Source organism: Pseudomonas sp. Snoq117.2, from assembly GCF_900110545.1.
Lineage (GTDB): Bacteria > Pseudomonadota > Gammaproteobacteria > Pseudomonadales > Pseudomonadaceae > Chryseomonas > Chryseomonas benzopyrenica.
This window is the reverse complement of sequence record NZ_FOED01000002.1, coordinates 737712-753460: the sequence shown is the minus strand read 5'-3', so window position 1 is coordinate 753460 and position 15749 is coordinate 737712. Positions and strand designations below refer to the sequence as shown.

The window sequence follows — 15749 nt, the reverse complement described above, 5'->3', positions numbered from 1 at the left end:
GCATGGGGTAGCCGGAGGTGTTGCCCCGGGCAACAGTGGGTACAGGCCAGGCAGATGTGTTGCCCCGTGCAACAGGGTGCATGGGGCAGTCGGAGGTGTTGCCCTGGGCAACGGGGCGCACAGGGCAGCCGGAGGTGTTGCCCCGGGCAACAATGGGCACAGGCCAGGCAGATGTGTTGCCCCGGGCAACAGTGAGGCCGTGGTAGCCGGGGTTGTTGCCCCGGGCAACATCACGAATGACGAAAATTGCGCGGCTATGCGCCGTGACGGTTGTGCGAAGGATCATCTGCTGACCCCACCACGTCCCATCATGGACCTGAGTTTATGCAAGGCATCACGGCCAGTCTGGGCGTCGGCTACAGCTTTTGGCTGGGGAGCGGCTGGCTCAAAGTGGGGAATAGTTGGGGCTGCAGGGGTTGGCTGGGCATGAGCGACTTGTTGTACCGCAGCGGGCTGCCAAACAGCGTTGAAGTCACCGGTCTGCGCTTTCTGGATGAGTCCCATGAGATAGGCGAAAGGCTTGGAGACCTTGCCAGAAGCGCAGCGAACACCCCATTGCTTGACTAGAGATGCCCGAATTTCAGCGGGAACGGCCAGTATCGCCAGCTGGGCCCGCTGCTGCTGCTCCGACGCCATCCGCTGATAGGCATCCGGCCACACAAGGTCCACGTCTGCCTGCTCGCGCAGTACAGAGCTTTTAGATACATCAGTATTTGTATTCGTATACGTACTAGATGAGTTCGGATTCCGAACTAAGGGCGAAACCCCCTGATTTGCACTGAGTTCGGAATCCGAACTGAGGCTCGAAGCCTGATCAACAATGCTTTTTTGACTGAGTTCGGAATCCGAACTCAGGTGATTCATAGCTGCCAACACCGGAGTTCGGAATCCGAACTCAGCGGGAGCGGTCGCAGCACGTGCCGGATCTTCGAGCCCCTGGGCGCGAAAGCGCTCTCTGAACACTTCCACGCGGGTGGGCAGGTCCTGGGTCTCGCTGACCAGCATCTCGTCAAAGGTTAGGCTGGCGATCTCGCGGACTGAGGTGTTGGTGTGCTCGAGGCCATTAGCCACGAGTGGCAGAAAGTCGTGATCGAGTTGGATGGCCTCGGAGTAGGCCACGGGCTCGTCGTGCAGAATGTAGATGTTGCCTTGGACCTGGCCGGTAATCGCGTCGCGAACACGGCGGCCGAGGCTCAGCCAGCGAGTCAGGCGCAGTACGGTCAGGGCCTTGGCCACGGTCTCACGCGAAGCAGGACGGCCTGGGTTATTGCCTAGGTGGGGACGCAGCTGATCGTAGGTTGGGAATGCAGTGACCCCATCACCATTCATGAGCAGGCGAAACACCTGCCAGGCATTGCGCTCAAGGGGCGAGAGGCGATCATCGAGCAGCAGTCGGCGAGGAACGGTCTCGTGAGGGTTACCGCTGAAAACGATGCCGGCGAATTCCCTGGGTAGGTCTTCGCCGGTTTTTTGCTTGTAGTCGCGCTGTGCTTGGACATGGACGTTCAGGTGTGACGCTGCAACGTCCAGGGCGCGACCGAGTAGATGGGAGCCGCGTGGAGCAGTGGTTTTCACCTATTGTCGCCTTCTGCCGAATCCAGCTCGATCAAGCTCATTTGCCCAAGGGCAGCGGACTGATCCTCTTCTTGTACTTGGGGCAGGGCATCGCCAGCGGCTTGCTCATCACCAAGCTGCCGATCTCGCCGCTTCCGAGCATCTGAAATCAGCAAGAGCGGTGCCCGGGCAATCTTGGGCGGATATAGGCCTTCGTTGAGCCAGGTCTGTACGAGATTCCAGATGAGGCCAAGGGTGATCTGATCGTGCTTGTCCTTGATGGACTCGAACGGGCCGTTGAGCTCCTCGGTGATCATCATGCAGATGTCGAGCAGAGCGATGGCGTCCTTGTGATCCACCTCATGAGTGCTCATCAGGTCCAGAAAGCGATACCAGACCTGATCGGTATCGTTGAGCCCTGCCACCCGGCCGGAGCGACCGGGGACGTTCAGAAGCTGGCGCACCACGCTGATCTCGCTGGGGGCCATGCCGAAGAACTCGCGGATCATGCCGTTGGTGGCACCCAGCTGGATGGCGCGATGCACGAGGCGGGTCTCGCGCTCATCGCGTTCGCAGTTCTCCAGGAGCTTCTTGACCATGTCGAGATCGATCTGGATCTTGCACCAGCGCGCCGGGGCATTTTTCAGGATGCTGTGAGCCTGGGGCTGACGCAGCAGGTTCAAGACTTCGACGTCTAGGCCAATGTCCAGGCAGCGCTGGACCTGGCCGTTGCGCAGGTGATGGAGGATCAGATCCATCAGCGCCTGGTTCATGGGGTTGTACTTCGTGGACATATGCGACTTCCTAATGCAGGTCCAGAAGGTGACCGGGCTACTGCCCGGCCTCGAGTTCGATTAGCCGGCGGGCGAGACGGATCACCCGGAACAACTTCACGACGGCGGCATCGGTCATGCGGCCTTCGGTGCTGGCTGGCTTGCTATCGAAAAGGGGATCGCCAAGGAGCAACTGGCCCAGGTTCAGGGCAAAGGTCGCGTTCTCTTCCGCGATGCTTGCCTTGAGCTCCTCGGCAGTGTCTGGATCACGCGACACCACGTAGCTGTACATGCCGGTCAACGACTGCAGGAATTGCCAAGACGTTGTTCCGCGTGCGGTCAGCTCTGACTGAGGGGTAGAAAGCGTGAAGCCGAGTGCGAAATCGGTGGGCTTGAGCAGCTCACCAGGAACGTCGCACAGCTGGGCAATTTCGAAGACCAGCGTTCGCAGGACCTTACGCAACTCCTCAGGGGTATCGGTGTTGCGCTCGATGTACCAGACATCCGAGATGGCATGCAGGCCGCCGGCTTGGACCGGGATCGCACGCAAGGCATCACTGTTGAAGTCAGGCAGGGTCTCGCCGTGCTCGGCCGCGATGCGGCGCTGAACGTCCCGCACCTTCTGACCAATGCCATCGGGCGTGACAATGTGGCCGTTCAGGCGAGCGGCACGTTCTTCTTCTGAGAGCTGCTCGGGAGCCGGCGGAGTGTGCTGCGGCGGGGTGGTGTCGACTGCACCTGAGCCACCGGTACGCTCAGGGGGTGGCGGTGGGGTGGAAGGGGAGACAGCTCCCTGCTTCTGCTTGCTAGGCGCTCCTGACGGTTGTTCCTGCGTAGTACTGTTTCCCGGCGCGTGCGCGATAGCACCGTTAGTAGGAACCTGCTGAACCTGACCGTCAGGTACCTGCACCCCTACCAGCTGCGAGCGGCGGCTGCTGTCCTGATGATCGAGGACTGCCTTGAGCACTTCCTCATAGCCTACTTTAAGCGCCCTGCGGATCTGACCGATCAGCTCGTCTTGGATGGCCTCGAAGACGAAGTTGTCAGTGGGGCCATCGAAGCTGTTGAGCACATCTTGATAAAGGAACTCGAAATCATCTTCCTGCCCATCAAAGCTCACCCATGCTTTTAAACCTGAGCTACGCAGCGTTAGGAGCTTCTCGACCTGATGCTTGCCAAGACCGCTGTACAACAAAGCAGGTATGGCAGGTACAAGCGTCCTGAGCGCTTCTTGCATTCGACTGATATGGGAGTTGGAGATCGAATAGCCATCCTGTTTGAGCAATCTCGCCAGCTCGCGTTGGGAGATGTCCTTGCCCAACTCTTCTGCATACAGTTGCCTCGCATTTTCAATGCTGACTGCGCGCTCGATGAACATGAGGTTGCCCCGCAGATCATTCTCTGCGAGGTGGCCAGTCAGCGAGACGATCTCGCCGCGGTCAGTCCAAGGACGGAACAGGCAATGGATGCGGTAGTAACGCTCGTCCCGGGTTTCCTTCCAGAGTTCATTGAGGATGGCCAGGCGTGTGTTGCCACCAGTACGGATGATGTAGTGATCCTCACCGGGCCGTTTGGTGACTGGCGGAGGCGTGTCCAGCCCCCGGGCCTGGATGGATGCTTTGATCTCATCGTGCAGCGGGTTTCGGGTGGTTCGGGGGTTGCGGTTGTAAGGGGCCAGCTCATCCAGCGTTAGGACCATGGGCGTTTCTTTGATCGGATCCGCCAGGCGTGCAACAGGAGTGCTCGAACCGGCAAAGCCGCCGGCCAACAGACGCTGAGTGACTGCTTCGTTGCTGGGCTTGCTCATGCGTGGATCTCCTGAGCGGCACGACTTACCGGCCGGCTGGGCTCATCATTGGCGGCCAGCAGTTGGTCGATGACGCGCTGCAGGCGAAAGACCTCATCCTCGAGCTCGAGCGTGCGGCCCATGCGGCTGATGATCTCGGCGTTCATCGACCGATGGGCCTGCTTGGCGGCCTCGGCGATTTGAGGACGAAGTCCCTTGGGAAAGCGGACGACGAACTTCTCATCCTCTGTTGCAGATTTCCGTACGGATGGCTTGCGCTTGGTTGCGGTAGTCATAGGGTTTGGTCCAATTCGTTCATAGGCTGGGCGCGGCGCAGCAGGGCGCGGGCATTGAGGCCGGCGCGGCGATCGCTGGGCGTGAAAGACGTGAAAATGGGGCAATAGCCGACTTTCAAGAACTTGACGTGGCCGCCCTTGGTACGAGCGACGATCCAGCCTTCATCCAGGGCGAAGGCCACCAGGTCCTGCAGGTTCTTGTTGGCACCGCGTAGGGCATGGGCGGGCGTCGTCATGAGCGGCTACCCCCTTTCACGTACCCGACTTTGAAAGGCAGGCGATGCGCTCTGGCAAGGGCATGACAACGCTCCAGGGGCTGCTGTAGGCGCTTGGACGCGGTACGCAGGGTATCTCCGAGCAAGGCGCGGGCTCGAAGGAGCCGCACCAGATCCTCTTCGGAGGCTTCGGTCGCCGGCTTGGCCTCGGCCAGCTGGCGCAGCTCTTCGCGCTGCGCGCTGATGACGAAGCTGGGACCGCCGGCGGCGCGCTCGGTGGGCTTCACTTCAACGACCTGGCCACCATTGGCCAGGAAGTCGTTCAGCGCTGCATCCAGCCTCTTCCGGTCACGTTCGCGACCGGTATGAGAGGGGAGATCCTGTTCCGGGGTGTGATAGGGGAGCATGTCATTGGCCTCCCGCCCGGTGCTGGAGCTGGTTACCCGACTCAATGGCAACGATCTCGGCAAGTCCATCGTCCTTGAACAGCAGATCCAGGGTCTTGATCAGCCCTGCCGCGTCATTGCGGGAGCCGGCGACGCGGAATACCACGGTGGTTTCGTGGTAAGGGCCAGGCTCGGGCTGCTCTACAGGCTCCAGCGGCTCTACATCGAACGAATGGCATACGCTGCAGACGAGGAGCTCATCTGGCGTTAGGGAGCGACGGCAAAAGTGATGGCCGCAGTGGCGGCACTGGTGAGTAACCCCAGACAACATAGCTTGCGGGCTCATCGAGCAGCTCCTTGCCGGCTCCCGCCGGCGAACGATCGAGGGGAAGGGCAGGGAAGAGGGTTGCGACTCATCGGTAATGGGCACGAGGGCATCGAGGATCATGCGTTCATCTCCTGCCAGGCCTGCGCGCTCAGGTTCTCGAAGCGCGTCTGCTTGGCGATGAAGGCGGCGCGGACCGTGCCGACTTCGCCGTTGCGGTGTTTGCCAACGATCAGCTCAGCAATCCCCTTGAACTCGGTTTCCGGGTGGTAGTACTCGTCGCGGTACAGGAACATGATCACGTCCGCGTCCTGCTCGATGGCGCCTGACTCACGTAGATCGGCAAGGCCAGGGCGCTTGTTCGGCCGGGACTCTAGTCCCCGGTTGAGCTGGGATAGCGCGATGACAGGGCACTTCATCTCTTTGGCGAGCGCCTTGAGCGAGCGAGAGATCTCGGCGATCTCGTTGGCGCGGTTCTCCTGGCCTTCGCAGCGCATCAACTGCAGGTAGTCGACCAGAATCAGCGCAGGCGGGCCGAAACGACGCGCGGCGCGACGGGCTCTGGCACGCAGCATCGTGGGGGACAAGCCAGCCTGGTCGTCGATGACCAGGCGATCGCCAAAGCCGTTGATGGTGTTGACCGCCATGGTTAGCTTCGGCCAGTCCTCGTCCTCCAACTGCCCAAGCTTGAGCTTCGTAGCATCGATGTGCCCGATGATCGCCACTAGCCTGAGCATCAGCTGTTCAGCCGGCATTTCCAGGCTGTAGACCTGTACCGATTTGCCAAGCGCATGGTGGAGCGCTTTGGTGATGCAGTTGAGCAAGAAGGCGGTCTTGCCCATGGCAGGACGGGCACCGACGATGATCAGGTCGGTGTCCTGCCATCCCGAGGTGAGGGTATCGAGGTCGGTAAGACCTGAAGGAACGCCCGTCACCGGCATAGGGTTGTTGAAACGCTCGTCGATGGTGTCGATCAGCTTGCTCAACGTTGCCGTGACGTTGCAGAACTCAGCGCCCTTGCGGTCTTGGCCAAGCGCGAACAGCCGCTGCTCTGTCTGCTCCTGCACTTCGGCGGCATTGGCACCTGGTGCTGACGCCTCGCGGCTGCTGGCAAAGCCCAGCAGGATCAGGCGGCGCAGATGCGCGCGCTGGGCGACGATCTCCGCGTAGGCGACAATGTTGGCCACCGAGGGGGTGTCCTTGGCCAAGGTCCCCAGATAGGCAAGGCCGCCTACCTCGTCGATGTCGGGCATCACCTCGGCAAGAGTCACGACATCGAAGGGCCGCGACTGTGAGGCGAGCAGGCCGATTCTCCGAAATATGAGCTGGTGGTGCCGGAAGAAGAAGTCTTCTTCCAGTAGGACGTCAGCGATCAGGTCCCAGGTGCTGTTGTCGAGCATCAGTCCGCCCAGGACGGACTGCTCGGCTTCTTGAGAGTGAGGTGGGACCAAGCCGGCCGCTACGCGCTCAGCGTCTGAGACATGCACGGAGTGATCGTGGGCGGGGGCTTCCAAGAGCTGAACGACGCTCATGGCCGACCTCCCAGCGCAACTTGGTCGCCGCGCTGGCCAACGCCGCGGTGGAGCTGTGCTTGAGTCCCCAGCTCGTAGCCCTGATAGCGCGCTCGCACATCGTGGCCTTTGGCCTCCAGGTGCTCAAGCTCCACGGTGGTCAGGTCCGGATGGTGAACGGCCAGGTAGGCATCGATGACGCGCTGGGTCTCATCTGGCTTGCCTTTGGCAAACTGGTGGACCTTGAAGCTGACCGCTTCGATCCAGCCTTCGGCGAAGACCTGGCCACGACGGCGTTTTGTGGCCAGCTTGCAGCGCGTTTGACTGCGGACGAAGACCTTGCGCGCGGCCAGGAGCTGCTGGTGGAGCGCGGAATAGGCGTAGCTGGCCATCTCAGGCCCGACACCAATACCGACGAACTTGAAAGCCCAGCCCAGGCGCTGATCGCGAAAGGCCAGGGGGTCGCAATCGAATGCCTGGGCGCACACCAGTGCAAGCTGGTGAAGCCAATGGGCGGGCGCTTTGCGGGTGCCGGTGGCAACGACTGACTCGCTGGCCAGCACCGCCTGGACGTCAGCGTCCATGAGGTTGTGCTGCTGCATGAGCTTGCGCGCTTGACGCAGCGCGATTTCAGCTTCGTTCGGCGCGGCGCCGGCGTCCTTGGCTAGAGCGAAGCATTTGGCAACCCGCTCCAGGATCTTCTGCTTGTTGGCATCCATTCACTTGCCCTCTTTCACCAGGGCATGCACGGCAGCTTCGTCTAGGGCCGTGAAGCGATCAGTCCACTCAGGGAAGAGTTCGATGGCGAGGTCACGTATGACCTGCAGGGCCGCAGGAGCCTTACGATCCGAGGGTTGGCGGTATTCAAGACGGTGAGCTGGGATACCACGGGTCGCGGACTCTCGGTAGACGACCGCCTTAGGAATGATGGTGCTCGTTACCTGAATGTCGGGATGATCTCTGAAGGTCTGGCGGATCGTCGCATCCAGCTGGCGAGCGTCTGAGGTGAGATCAAGGCCGTTCACGACGGCCTTGATGGGCGGTATCGGCAGCCCAAGGCGAGCGTAGGGCCGAAGTCCCTCCAACATCTGGAGAGTGCCGCGGTTGAATTCGCGGGCAGACAGCATTTCGGGGGGGAGGGGGGAGACGGCGAGATCCGAAGCGAGCATCACCATCTCGAGGAGAACGGTACGGGCGCCCTGTGTATCGATCAGCACCAGGTCGAAGTCGTCCTGGAAGATGTCCTTGAGATGAGCCAGGCGAAGCCGGCCATCAGGCGCCTGCAGGAGGAGGTTGATCAGGTGGTTGTGCGGATCGTTGGAATAGATCAGCGACAGGTTATGGATATTCGTCTTGGAGACGATGCGGTCGAGGCGTGTCTCGTTGCTGGCGATCAGCTCGAAGACGCCGCAGGAGGCGGGCTCTATGAGGTCGTAGTAGGACGAGAGGGAAGGCTGGACAGGATCCAGATCGATCAGTAGGGTGCGCAGCCCTGCATCGGCACAGAACGCGCCTAGGTTGGCTACCGACGTTGTTTTTCCGGTGCCACCCTTGCCAGAAATCTTGGATGTAGTTTTCAAATTTGCAGCCTCTAATGGGTTCATTAGAGGCCGCTTGTTTTCGCTGAGAGGTGCGTCGCGCCTGGGTGTAGCGGTGGATCAAAAGCAATTGGCTTTTAACCAATTGGTCGTAGGTTCGAATCCCACACGACCCACCATCTTCACCAGAAACCCTCCGCAAGGAGGGTTTTTGCGTTTCAGGGTGTTTGAAAGGCCGCGATCGGTACGTTTGATCCCTAGTTACACTGCCGCTTGCCCACTGAATGATGTGGCAGAGGCGTGACGATCCTTGCCGTGTCAGGCCATGAGTCGAGAAGAAGGCTTGCATACCGCAAGATCTTACGATCTGGGTGCGTTCTACTTAACCGACCCGCCACCTCAGGGTGCACTTTCTTCACACCATCACGGAGCACGGCAATGAGCCCAGATAGCAGCGAAGTGACAGAGGGTTTCCTCCTGCTAGGGTACGCAGATGCCCGGTTGTTGAAGCTTTACCGAACTGGTGAAGTGGACACCCTTGAACTGGTGCGTGATATGGCTTCGCTGACCCTCAACGCCGAGGGCAGTGGGGAAGCGGTACCTGTTTATGAGCAGACCCTTGCCTACGACTCCTTGCCCCAGGCGTGCATGAACAAGACCATTTGCCTTGCCGGAGCGAATGAGGAAGGCGCTATGGATACGCTGATTCGGCATCTTGAAGAGGGTCCCGCCGAAGGCCTTGAATTGCATCCGTTCGATGAGCATGAGCAGCGACTGGATCTGCCGGAGGAGGAGTTCGCGGATTACTCCGAAGAAGATCTGATTGAAGCCACGCGCCTGGCCATGGCGGAGCTCGCAGCTGATGAGGAGGCTAGCGGAGCGAGTTACCAGGGGCTGCCTCCCAGGTCCAAGCGCTAAGGGTTCTCGTAAAGCTGCCTTGATCAGCCTTTAGCCAAGATGGTAGGTCCTCACACCCTGCGGAGGATTGGCAACGGAGCCAGGAGCGCCTGACTGTCCGGCAGGCATTGAGCGAATGGCGTATCCAACGAAGTCTCGCTGCAAAAAAGGACGTAGTGGCAATTGGCTACTCTGACAGGTAAGGTTAATAACCTTAACATCGACCTGTGTCATTCTTAGTACCTTCTCAGCCTTTTCTCGTACGTATGACTGCCTCACGAAGACCTCCCCGCGGCGCGGGCCGCACCGCCAAGCCCGATTCGCTCCGCGCTGCCCACGAGCAGATCACCCGCAACAACGGCACGCTCGCCGATATCGCCGATCTTATCGAGATGGAGGGCAAGGCCAGGCCTGGGCGGCAGCAACCTGACCCTTCCAAGCGCTCCCGTTCCGCAGCCGACAGCCCGACCGGTACGCCCCAGGCGAAGACGGTGGAGCAGGGCAGTCATGGCTCTTTCCTCGCGCAGCCAGTGTTCGGAATCCCATTGCTGGCGCTGCTGGTTTGCACACTGATCCTGGGCGCTGCCGTCGGGGTGCCTCTCGGTGTGGTGACCTACGGAACCGCGCTCTACACGGCGGTGCTGGACGGAATGGCGATCTTCTAGGTTCTGTAAGAAAAATCGCCGAGCGAAGGTCAGGCGAGGCGAAAAAGGCTGAGGAAGCGGAGTTTACGAGCGGTAAATGAGCATTCCGAAGCCTGTTTCAACGAAGCGTCACCGAGCGTAGGCATTTTTCGTACAAAACCTAGGCAGTCTGTGGTGGGGCGTCGTGGTCGCCGCTCGGAACGAGTCGAGGGCAGTGGCTGGTTATTGCGCGTCAGGCTTCCAGAGACGCCGTAAGCTGCCGCTCCTGGCCATCCGGATCTGCCTCGGGTCTGCCCAGCAGATAGCCCTGGGCGAGCCGCACGCCCAGGTGTCGCAGCTGCGCCAACTGATCAGCAGTTTCCACACCCTCGCAGAGCACTTCCAGTTTCATGGCCTCGCCGAGCAACAGCAGGGAAGTCAGGACCTGGCCGCGCTGTTCTTCATCCTTGATCGCCAGAATCCGGCGATCAAGTTTGATCAGCTGAAAGGGCAGCTCCAGGATGGGGCCCAATCCAGCATAGCCACTGCCGAAATCATCCAGGGCCATGCGGATGCCCAGCAACTGGAGGAGGGCGAAGGACTGACGGGTCTTGGTATCTATGACCAGTTCCACGCCTTCGGTGACTTCCAGGACCAGCCGACTGGGGGCGAGACGGGAGAGCCTGAGCGCCGCGGATACCCGTTCGTGCAGCATGGGGTCGGCGAACTGCAGCGGTGAAAGATTGATGGAAACGCTCAGGTGAGGCGACCACTGGCTGGCTGCCAGGCAGGCCTCCTTCACTACCCATTCGCCCAGGGCGATGATGAAGTTGCCCTGTTCGGCCAGCGCAATGAAGATGTCCGGCGATACCATGCCGAGGGTGGGGTGGTTCCAGCGCAGCAGCGCCTCATAGCCGATCACCTGCTGCGGCTGAACGCGATAGATGGGTTGGTAGTGCAGCAGGAATTCATTACTGGCGAGTCCCTTGCGGACATCGTCCGGCGTGAGCAATGCCGCATGCTCAAGAGGCGCACCCAGGACGGCCTCGACACCACCTTCGAACACCCGATCACGGCCATCGCGTTTGGCGCGGTAGAGGGCTCGATCCGCGCAATCCAGCAGATCGTCCGCGGTACTCAAGCCGACGATGCCGCTACGCGCGATGCCTATGCTGACGGTGACATAGGTCTTGTCGTCTTGACGCCCCTGATGCGGAATCTGCAGGTCACGAATGCGTTGCAGGATGGTTTCCGCCGCAGCGAGTGCCTGAGCCGGACCGACGTGCCTTAGGATGACGACAAACTCTTCGCCTCCGTAACGGCCAACCAGGTCGCCAGCGCCTAGGCCTACTGCCAGGGTGGTAGCCACGGTGCGTAGGCATTCGTCTCCGGCGAGGTGGCCATAGTGATCGTTGTAGCGCTTGAAATGATCCACGTCGATCAGGAGCACGGCGCCTTGCTCACCTGCCAGGCGCGATTGCCAGAAGGCTTCGAGCAGCGGACGCAACTGACGGCGATTGGCGAGGCCGGTGAGCGAATCCGTTTCCGAGAGGATCTGCAGGTCCTGATTGGCCGAATTCAAGGACGCCAGGCGGACTTCTTCGCGCAACTTGTACAGATAGGTGCGACGACCCTCGACATTGAGCCAGTAACTGGCCAGAAGGGAAAAGAACGCCATCACGACGGCATTGGTGATCATCAAACCGCCCACGATGGCCGATACGGGGGCTTCGTGAACGGCGATGCAGATGACGGTTAGCGCGAAGCCGTTGAACGCAAGGGCAGGCGGCAGAGCGCTCTTCATGCAGGTGTTGACGAAGGTGAGCATCAGCGGCCAGGTGAAAATGAACAGCGTCTGGTTCATTTCCTTGCCGGCCGGGCCATTGATCACCAAGTTGTAGACCACCAGCAGACCGACGTAGAACGGTAGCAAGGCCAGAGCTTCACGCCAACGAACGGGGACTACCCGCAGCAGGCAGATGACTAGCAGTGTGAAGGGGGTGGCTATTCCCAGCATCTGGCCGGCTGCCCACGGCAGGGCATCTTCCATCAGCAGCCACCACCAGAGCAGGAAGCTGTTGTAGCTCAGGGTCCCGATGAGGAGGCAGCGCGTGAGATGGCGGCTACGCTGTTCATGGATGTCCTGATGAAACAAGCGCTCCAGCACCGGCGCGAAGGAAAAGGGCCCCACGGGCACGGCAAGCGTCTGATCGACGAGCCGACCAAGCTCTGGAGAGGTTTTCATAGGGGGTCCGGGCTGACAGGGTGAATAGCAAGGTCCGAAGGCTGACGTTTGGTGGCAATATGATGGCACTTTGTGACCGGCCTCTCGGTTAGAGATTCAGCCCACATGACCGGCGGTTGAGTTGGAGAACCTGACGGCTCGCCCCCTCCGCACCGCGGAGGAGGCTAGGGTCTTTTCAGACCTTGAAGCGAGCGGTCGTCTCCTGCAGCCGCACCCCGATACGTGCCAGTTCCAGGCTTGACGAAGCCGTCTCTTCGCTGGCCGCAGCGGTCTGTTCGGAGATGTCGCGGACAGTGGTGACGCTGCGGCTGATCTCTTCGCCCGCCGCACCCTGCTGTTCCGCGGCGCAGGCGATCTGGCCGTTCATCGACTCGATGTCCTTGACCGACTGGGTGATCCGCTTGAGCATCTCGCCCGCCTCGCGGGACAGGCCGACGCTGCTGTCGGTCAACTGCACGTTATGGTCGAGCACCGTCGCCATGCGGTCGGTGCTCTGGTGCAGACCGGTGATGAGCTGGGCGATCTCGTCCGTCGAGGAGCGGGTACGCTGGGCCAGACCGCGGACCTCGTCGGCGACCACGGCGAAGCCGCGTCCCGCCTCGCCTGCGCGGGCGGCTTCGATGGCGGCATTGAGCGCCAGCAGATTGGTCTGTTCGGCCACGGCCTTGATCACGTCGAGCACGCCGCCAATGCTGTCGGCGTGGCCGCGCAAGGTGGTCATGGCGATCTTGGTCGACACCATCTCGCTGGCCAGCAGCTCAATCTGGGCGACGGCCTTGCTGACGGCCTGGTCGCCCTGCTGAGCCTGCTGACTGGCTTCCAGCGCCGAGCGGGCGGCTGCCCCGGCATTGCGCGCCACCTCGTGGGTAGTCGCCGTCATTTCCTGCATCGCGGTGGCGATCTGATCGGTTTCGCTCTTCTGGGATTGCACGCCGGCGCTGGTCTGTTCGGTAACCGCCGAGAGCTGTTCGGCGGCACTGGCAACCTGGACGACGCCGTCCTTCATCTCGCCGATCAGCCCACGCAGGTTGGTGGTCATCTGCTGCATGCTGATCTGTAGCGCGCCCAGTTCGTCCTTGCGGGTCACTTCCAACTGACGGGTGAAATCGCCGTTGGCGACCGTTTGCGCCAGGAGGACGGTGTCCTTCAGGGGATGGACGATGGACCGCGTGATCAGCCAGGCGCCGATGAGGCCCAGGGCGATCGCGATGGCCAGCCATACCAGCAACAGCTGACGTGCACCGCTTACATCCGTCAGCTGCAATTCCTTCTGGATCGCGGTGAGCTTGTCGGCAATCGACAGCAGCGACGTGATGGTCGTGGTGATACCGGCCTGACCCTGATCCACCTGTACCTGGGTGGTGATCAGTTGCTGCAGGCGTTGCTGGTAGCCCGCGATTTCATTGCCAAGTGTCTGCAGGGCCTCGGTCGGCAGGCCGCTGGTCGTGCCGAGCAGCTTGACCTTTGCCTGAATCTCATCCAAGGCGCGGTGGGCAGCGCTCTCGTTTTCCTTGCCGGGCGTGGTGGCATAGCTGCGCAGGGCAATGCGCATCTGCTGCAAATCGATGAAGAGGGCCGCCACCTGCTGGCGGTCTTCGAAACGCCCCTCCTGGGCATTGGCTGCTGTGGCTAGGGCCAGCAGATAGGTGTTGGCCGCTTCCGCCGTGGCGGTGGCAGCCTGCTGGACGGCCGCGCGTTCGCGGGTTGCCGTCACCACCTGGTTGTAGAAGTCCCGATAGCGCTTGAGGGCGGCCTTGGCTTCGCTCAGCAGGGCTTCGTTGGCCTTCGAATTGAAGTTGGGCGTGACGCTCTGCAACTGAGCCTCGATCTTGTCGAGCGCGGCCAGCCATTTGGCCGCCTGGGTATCGTCGGCCTTGACGATATAGACGAGCCGCTCGATGCGCATGTCGCGCGCCAGGGTACTGAATCCGGAGATATCGCTGATCCTTTCACTGCGGTCGCGCAGAGCGTCCGTGGCCTGCCATCCGGTATAGGCAACCAGCAGGATCATGCCAATGAGTAGGGAGAAACCAAGCGTCAGCTTGGCCCGAACGCTGATGTTGCTGAGAAGATTCCAGCCATTGTGCTGCATGGTGACTACCTGGATAGGGGGCGGGGTTGAGTGAGCCTCAGCCGGACATACATTTTTTGTTATCGCAATACCTATCGGTGTAAGAGGGCACCTGGAATAGCTAGCGCGATGGAGTGTGATTTTTTGCTACCAGCCGCTCACCAGATCTGTGCAGTGATGAGCCCAGTGGCGCGCGTCTTTACGGACAACCTAAATGTTGCGAGTTAGTCTGACCTTAAGAGTGAAAAAGTGATCCATGTCACAGCTTTTGGGGGGATGGCTGGCGGTTATCTCTGGATAGACGGCTTATTGCCATTCTGGCTGATGGCTCGGGGCTGATCAGCCGAACGCAGGCGGAGTAGGATCCATGACCTTGACTCGGGGCCGTCAGCAAATCGAGGTGCTTGGCCTGGAGCGTTCGTCTGGCGTCAGTGCAGGAGAACGCTTGTTAGGCAATTGCCGTTCGGCGCTGGGCACCTCTGCCCGCACCACCGGTTCTGCTGGTGTCCGGAAACTTGCCAGTCGCCTGGATCGAGGGCTACTGTGTAAATAGACAGTTATGGAGCCTGTGCCCATGGCTCATAGCCAGCCGCCCCAGCCGACCTCCTATGAGCGCCTGACGATGCGAGTGTCGCGGCTGGTCAACAATGCGCGCGGGATCCTCGACAAGCACGTGCACGTGGAGCGTCTGGCGGCGAGCCGTGAGGACTGGGCACTGTTGCTGGAAGCCTTTGGCGAGACCGAAGGCCTGATCGTGGCCCATCGCGATGACGGTAGCATCGACCTGTTCTGGAGGGTCAGCTACGACGACTACTGAGCGAAGGCGCGGCCGACAGCGCCGGACAGGCGTCGCACGACGTGCCGGATCGTGACATTGTCGCAGGTCGAGAGCTGGCGACGTCACGGCCGTGCAGTAGGGCTGGCTTAGATGCCATTTCAGGGATCGTCGCTTGGAAGGAGATCAGGATGGACATCCAGCGCTTGGGAACGGCCTGGGCTCCGGCCTATCGGCAGCTGATGTTGGAGGCTTACACCGCACATCCGGAGGCCTTCACTTCGAGCCCGCAGGAGCGGGAGAGTCTGCCGCTCAGTTGGTGGGAGGGTCGTCTGCAGGAAGGCGCCCAGGCGGGCGAGCGGGTCTGGGGTGCGACCCATGGCGCGGATCTGCTGGGCGTTGTCGGCCTTGGCCTCGAGACGCGGGAAAAGGGCCGGCACAAGGCGATTCTGTTCGGGATGTACGTGCCCATCCAGTACCGGCGCCTGGGCATAGCGAAGGCCTTGCTGGACGAGCTGCTGGCCCATGCGCAGGAGCTGTCCAGGCTCAGGGTCATTCAGCTCACGGTCACCGAAGGCAACCATGCCGCTCAGGCGCTCTATGAACAGGCAGGCTTCACGGTCTTTGGCCGCGAGCCGCTGGCAGTCGCTGTGGGCAATACCTTTGTCACCAAGCTGCACCTCTGGTGTGATCTGGACACCCTGAGGCGCCGCTAGCGCTCAGGCGCTGGACTGCGTGACCGGGACCGGGCCAG

16 protein-coding genes and 1 pseudogene are annotated in these 15749 nt (G+C 61.1%); 4 read left to right on the top strand and 13 right to left on the bottom strand.

Annotation, left to right across the window (positions count from 1 at the left end):
* Positions 1-282: 282 nt before the first annotated feature.
* Genes BMZ43_RS09330 through BMZ43_RS09285 form a run of 10 tightly spaced genes read right to left on the bottom strand, consistent with a single transcriptional unit; the run spans position 283 to position 8450 of the window.
* Positions 283-1575: an STY4528 family pathogenicity island replication protein gene (locus tag BMZ43_RS09330; RefSeq protein WP_093252705.1), complete on the bottom strand. Its 1293-nt coding sequence runs from the start codon at positions 1573-1575 to the stop codon at positions 283-285.
* Entirely contained in the window at positions 1572-2348 is a 777-nt protein-coding gene (locus BMZ43_RS09325; protein WP_093252702.1) for an STY4526/YPO1902 family pathogenicity island replication protein, read from the bottom strand. The genes BMZ43_RS09330 and BMZ43_RS09325 overlap by 4 nt, the downstream gene beginning before the upstream one ends.
* A gap of 37 nt (positions 2349-2385) precedes the next feature.
* Complete coding sequence (locus tag BMZ43_RS09320; RefSeq protein ID WP_093252700.1) at positions 2386-4134, bottom strand: ParB family protein; 1749 nt, start codon at positions 4132-4134, stop codon at positions 2386-2388.
* Complete coding sequence (locus BMZ43_RS09315) at positions 4131-4409, bottom strand: Arc family DNA-binding protein (RefSeq protein ID WP_093252698.1); 279 nt, start codon at positions 4407-4409, stop codon at positions 4131-4133. The genes BMZ43_RS09320 and BMZ43_RS09315 overlap by 4 nt, the downstream gene beginning before the upstream one ends.
* On the bottom strand, positions 4406-4645 hold the full coding sequence (locus tag BMZ43_RS09310) for a hypothetical protein (RefSeq protein WP_044340809.1): 240 nt from the start codon (positions 4643-4645) through the stop codon (positions 4406-4408). Before BMZ43_RS09310 ends, BMZ43_RS09315 begins: the two co-directional genes overlap by 4 nt.
* Positions 4642-5031: a hypothetical protein gene (locus BMZ43_RS09305; RefSeq protein WP_093252696.1), complete on the bottom strand. Its 390-nt coding sequence runs from the start codon at positions 5029-5031 to the stop codon at positions 4642-4644. The genes BMZ43_RS09310 and BMZ43_RS09305 overlap by 4 nt, the downstream gene beginning before the upstream one ends.
* A 1-nt stretch (position 5032) precedes the next feature.
* Complete coding sequence (locus BMZ43_RS09300) at positions 5033-5458, bottom strand: FYVE zinc finger domain-containing protein (protein ID WP_093252693.1); 426 nt, start codon at positions 5456-5458, stop codon at positions 5033-5035.
* Positions 5455-6867 (bottom strand): replicative DNA helicase, encoded by a 1413-nt coding sequence (gene dnaB, locus BMZ43_RS09295; RefSeq protein WP_093252690.1) that lies wholly within the window; start codon positions 6865-6867, stop codon positions 5455-5457. Before dnaB ends, BMZ43_RS09300 begins: the two co-directional genes overlap by 4 nt.
* Positions 6864-7565, bottom strand: a complete 702-nt coding sequence (locus tag BMZ43_RS09290; protein WP_093252687.1) for a DUF2786 domain-containing protein — start codon at positions 7563-7565, stop codon at positions 6864-6866. The genes dnaB and BMZ43_RS09290 overlap by 4 nt, the downstream gene beginning before the upstream one ends.
* Positions 7566-8450, bottom strand: coding sequence for a ParA family protein (locus BMZ43_RS09285; protein ID WP_371913859.1), 885 nt, complete (start codon positions 8448-8450; stop codon positions 7566-7568).
* Positions 8451-8822: 372 nt separating this feature from the next.
* Here BMZ43_RS09285 and BMZ43_RS09280 point away from each other — a divergent pair, with 372 nt between their 5' ends.
* Complete coding sequence (locus BMZ43_RS09280; protein ID WP_017642126.1) at positions 8823-9302, top strand: hypothetical protein; 480 nt, start codon at positions 8823-8825, stop codon at positions 9300-9302.
* Between the two features lie 245 nt (positions 9303-9547).
* The gene (locus BMZ43_RS09275) at positions 9548-9946 is read left to right on the top strand and encodes a hypothetical protein (RefSeq protein ID WP_017642127.1); all 399 of its coding nucleotides are present in this window, start codon (positions 9548-9550) and stop codon (positions 9944-9946) included.
* A gap of 211 nt (positions 9947-10157) precedes the next feature.
* Here the strand turns inward: BMZ43_RS09275 and BMZ43_RS09270 are convergent, their stop codons facing one another.
* The 3 genes and pseudogenes from BMZ43_RS09270 to BMZ43_RS27275 form a co-directional block, all read right to left on the bottom strand.
* Positions 10158-12149 (bottom strand): putative bifunctional diguanylate cyclase/phosphodiesterase, encoded by a 1992-nt coding sequence (locus BMZ43_RS09270; protein ID WP_017642128.1) that lies wholly within the window; start codon positions 12147-12149, stop codon positions 10158-10160.
* 175 nt (positions 12150-12324) lie between these two features.
* Positions 12325-13155, bottom strand: a complete 831-nt coding sequence (locus tag BMZ43_RS27280) for a methyl-accepting chemotaxis protein (protein WP_371913867.1) — start codon at positions 13153-13155, stop codon at positions 12325-12327.
* Between the two features lie 27 nt (positions 13156-13182).
* Positions 13183-14160: pseudogene (locus BMZ43_RS27275) on the bottom strand (methyl-accepting chemotaxis protein); the annotation flags it as partial.
* A 634-nt stretch (positions 14161-14794) separates the two neighbouring features.
* On the opposite strand from BMZ43_RS27275, the gene BMZ43_RS09260 reads away from it, so the two are divergent.
* Together BMZ43_RS09260 and BMZ43_RS09255 are read left to right on the top strand one after the other, a co-directional pair.
* Positions 14795-15037 carry a DUF1654 domain-containing protein gene (locus BMZ43_RS09260; RefSeq protein WP_017642130.1) on the top strand — a complete coding sequence of 81 codons (243 nt, stop codon included), beginning with the start codon at positions 14795-14797 and terminating at the stop codon, positions 15035-15037.
* Positions 15038-15186: 149 nt separating this feature from the next.
* Positions 15187-15711 carry a GNAT family N-acetyltransferase gene (locus tag BMZ43_RS09255; RefSeq protein ID WP_082900440.1) on the top strand — a complete coding sequence of 175 codons (525 nt, stop codon included), beginning with the start codon at positions 15187-15189 and terminating at the stop codon, positions 15709-15711.
* The last annotated feature ends 38 nt before the right edge of the window (positions 15712-15749 follow it).

What these genes read in the sequence shown, in the direction of transcription:
- BMZ43_RS09325 (WP_093252702.1), bottom strand. Translation starts at nt 2,348, where the DNA reads ATGTCCACGAAGTACAACCCCATGAACCAGGCGCTGATGGATCTGATC.
- BMZ43_RS09320 (WP_093252700.1), bottom strand. Translation starts at nt 4,134, where the DNA reads ATGAGCAAGCCCAGCAACGAAGCAGTCACTCAGCGTCTGTTGGCCGGC.
- BMZ43_RS09315 (WP_093252698.1), bottom strand. Translation starts at nt 4,409, where the DNA reads ATGACTACCGCAACCAAGCGCAAGCCATCCGTACGGAAATCTGCAACA.
- BMZ43_RS09310 (WP_044340809.1), bottom strand. Translation starts at nt 4,645, where the DNA reads ATGACGACGCCCGCCCATGCCCTACGCGGTGCCAACAAGAACCTGCAG.
- BMZ43_RS09305 (WP_093252696.1), bottom strand. Translation starts at nt 5,031, where the DNA reads ATGCTCCCCTATCACACCCCGGAACAGGATCTCCCCTCTCATACCGGT.
- BMZ43_RS09300 (WP_093252693.1), bottom strand. Translation starts at nt 5,458, where the DNA reads ATGATCCTCGATGCCCTCGTGCCCATTACCGATGAGTCGCAACCCTCT.
- dnaB (WP_093252690.1), bottom strand. Translation starts at nt 6,867, where the DNA reads ATGAGCGTCGTTCAGCTCTTGGAAGCCCCCGCCCACGATCACTCCGTG.
- BMZ43_RS09290 (WP_093252687.1), bottom strand. Translation starts at nt 7,565, where the DNA reads ATGGATGCCAACAAGCAGAAGATCCTGGAGCGGGTTGCCAAATGCTTC.
- BMZ43_RS09285 (WP_371913859.1), bottom strand. Translation starts at nt 8,450, where the DNA reads ATGAACCCATTAGAGGCTGCAAATTTGAAAACTACATCCAAGATTTCT.
- BMZ43_RS09280 (WP_017642126.1), top strand. Translation starts at nt 8,823, where the DNA reads ATGAGCCCAGATAGCAGCGAAGTGACAGAGGGTTTCCTCCTGCTAGGG.
- BMZ43_RS09275 (WP_017642127.1), top strand. Translation starts at nt 9,548, where the DNA reads ATGACTGCCTCACGAAGACCTCCCCGCGGCGCGGGCCGCACCGCCAAG.
- BMZ43_RS09270 (WP_017642128.1), bottom strand. Translation starts at nt 12,149, where the DNA reads ATGAAAACCTCTCCAGAGCTTGGTCGGCTCGTCGATCAGACGCTTGCC.
- BMZ43_RS27280 (WP_371913867.1), bottom strand. Translation starts at nt 13,155, where the DNA reads ATGAAGGACGGCGTCGTCCAGGTTGCCAGTGCCGCCGAACAGCTCTCG.
- BMZ43_RS09260 (WP_017642130.1), top strand. Translation starts at nt 14,795, where the DNA reads ATGGCTCATAGCCAGCCGCCCCAGCCGACCTCCTATGAGCGCCTGACG.
- BMZ43_RS09255 (WP_082900440.1), top strand. Translation starts at nt 15,187, where the DNA reads ATGGACATCCAGCGCTTGGGAACGGCCTGGGCTCCGGCCTATCGGCAG.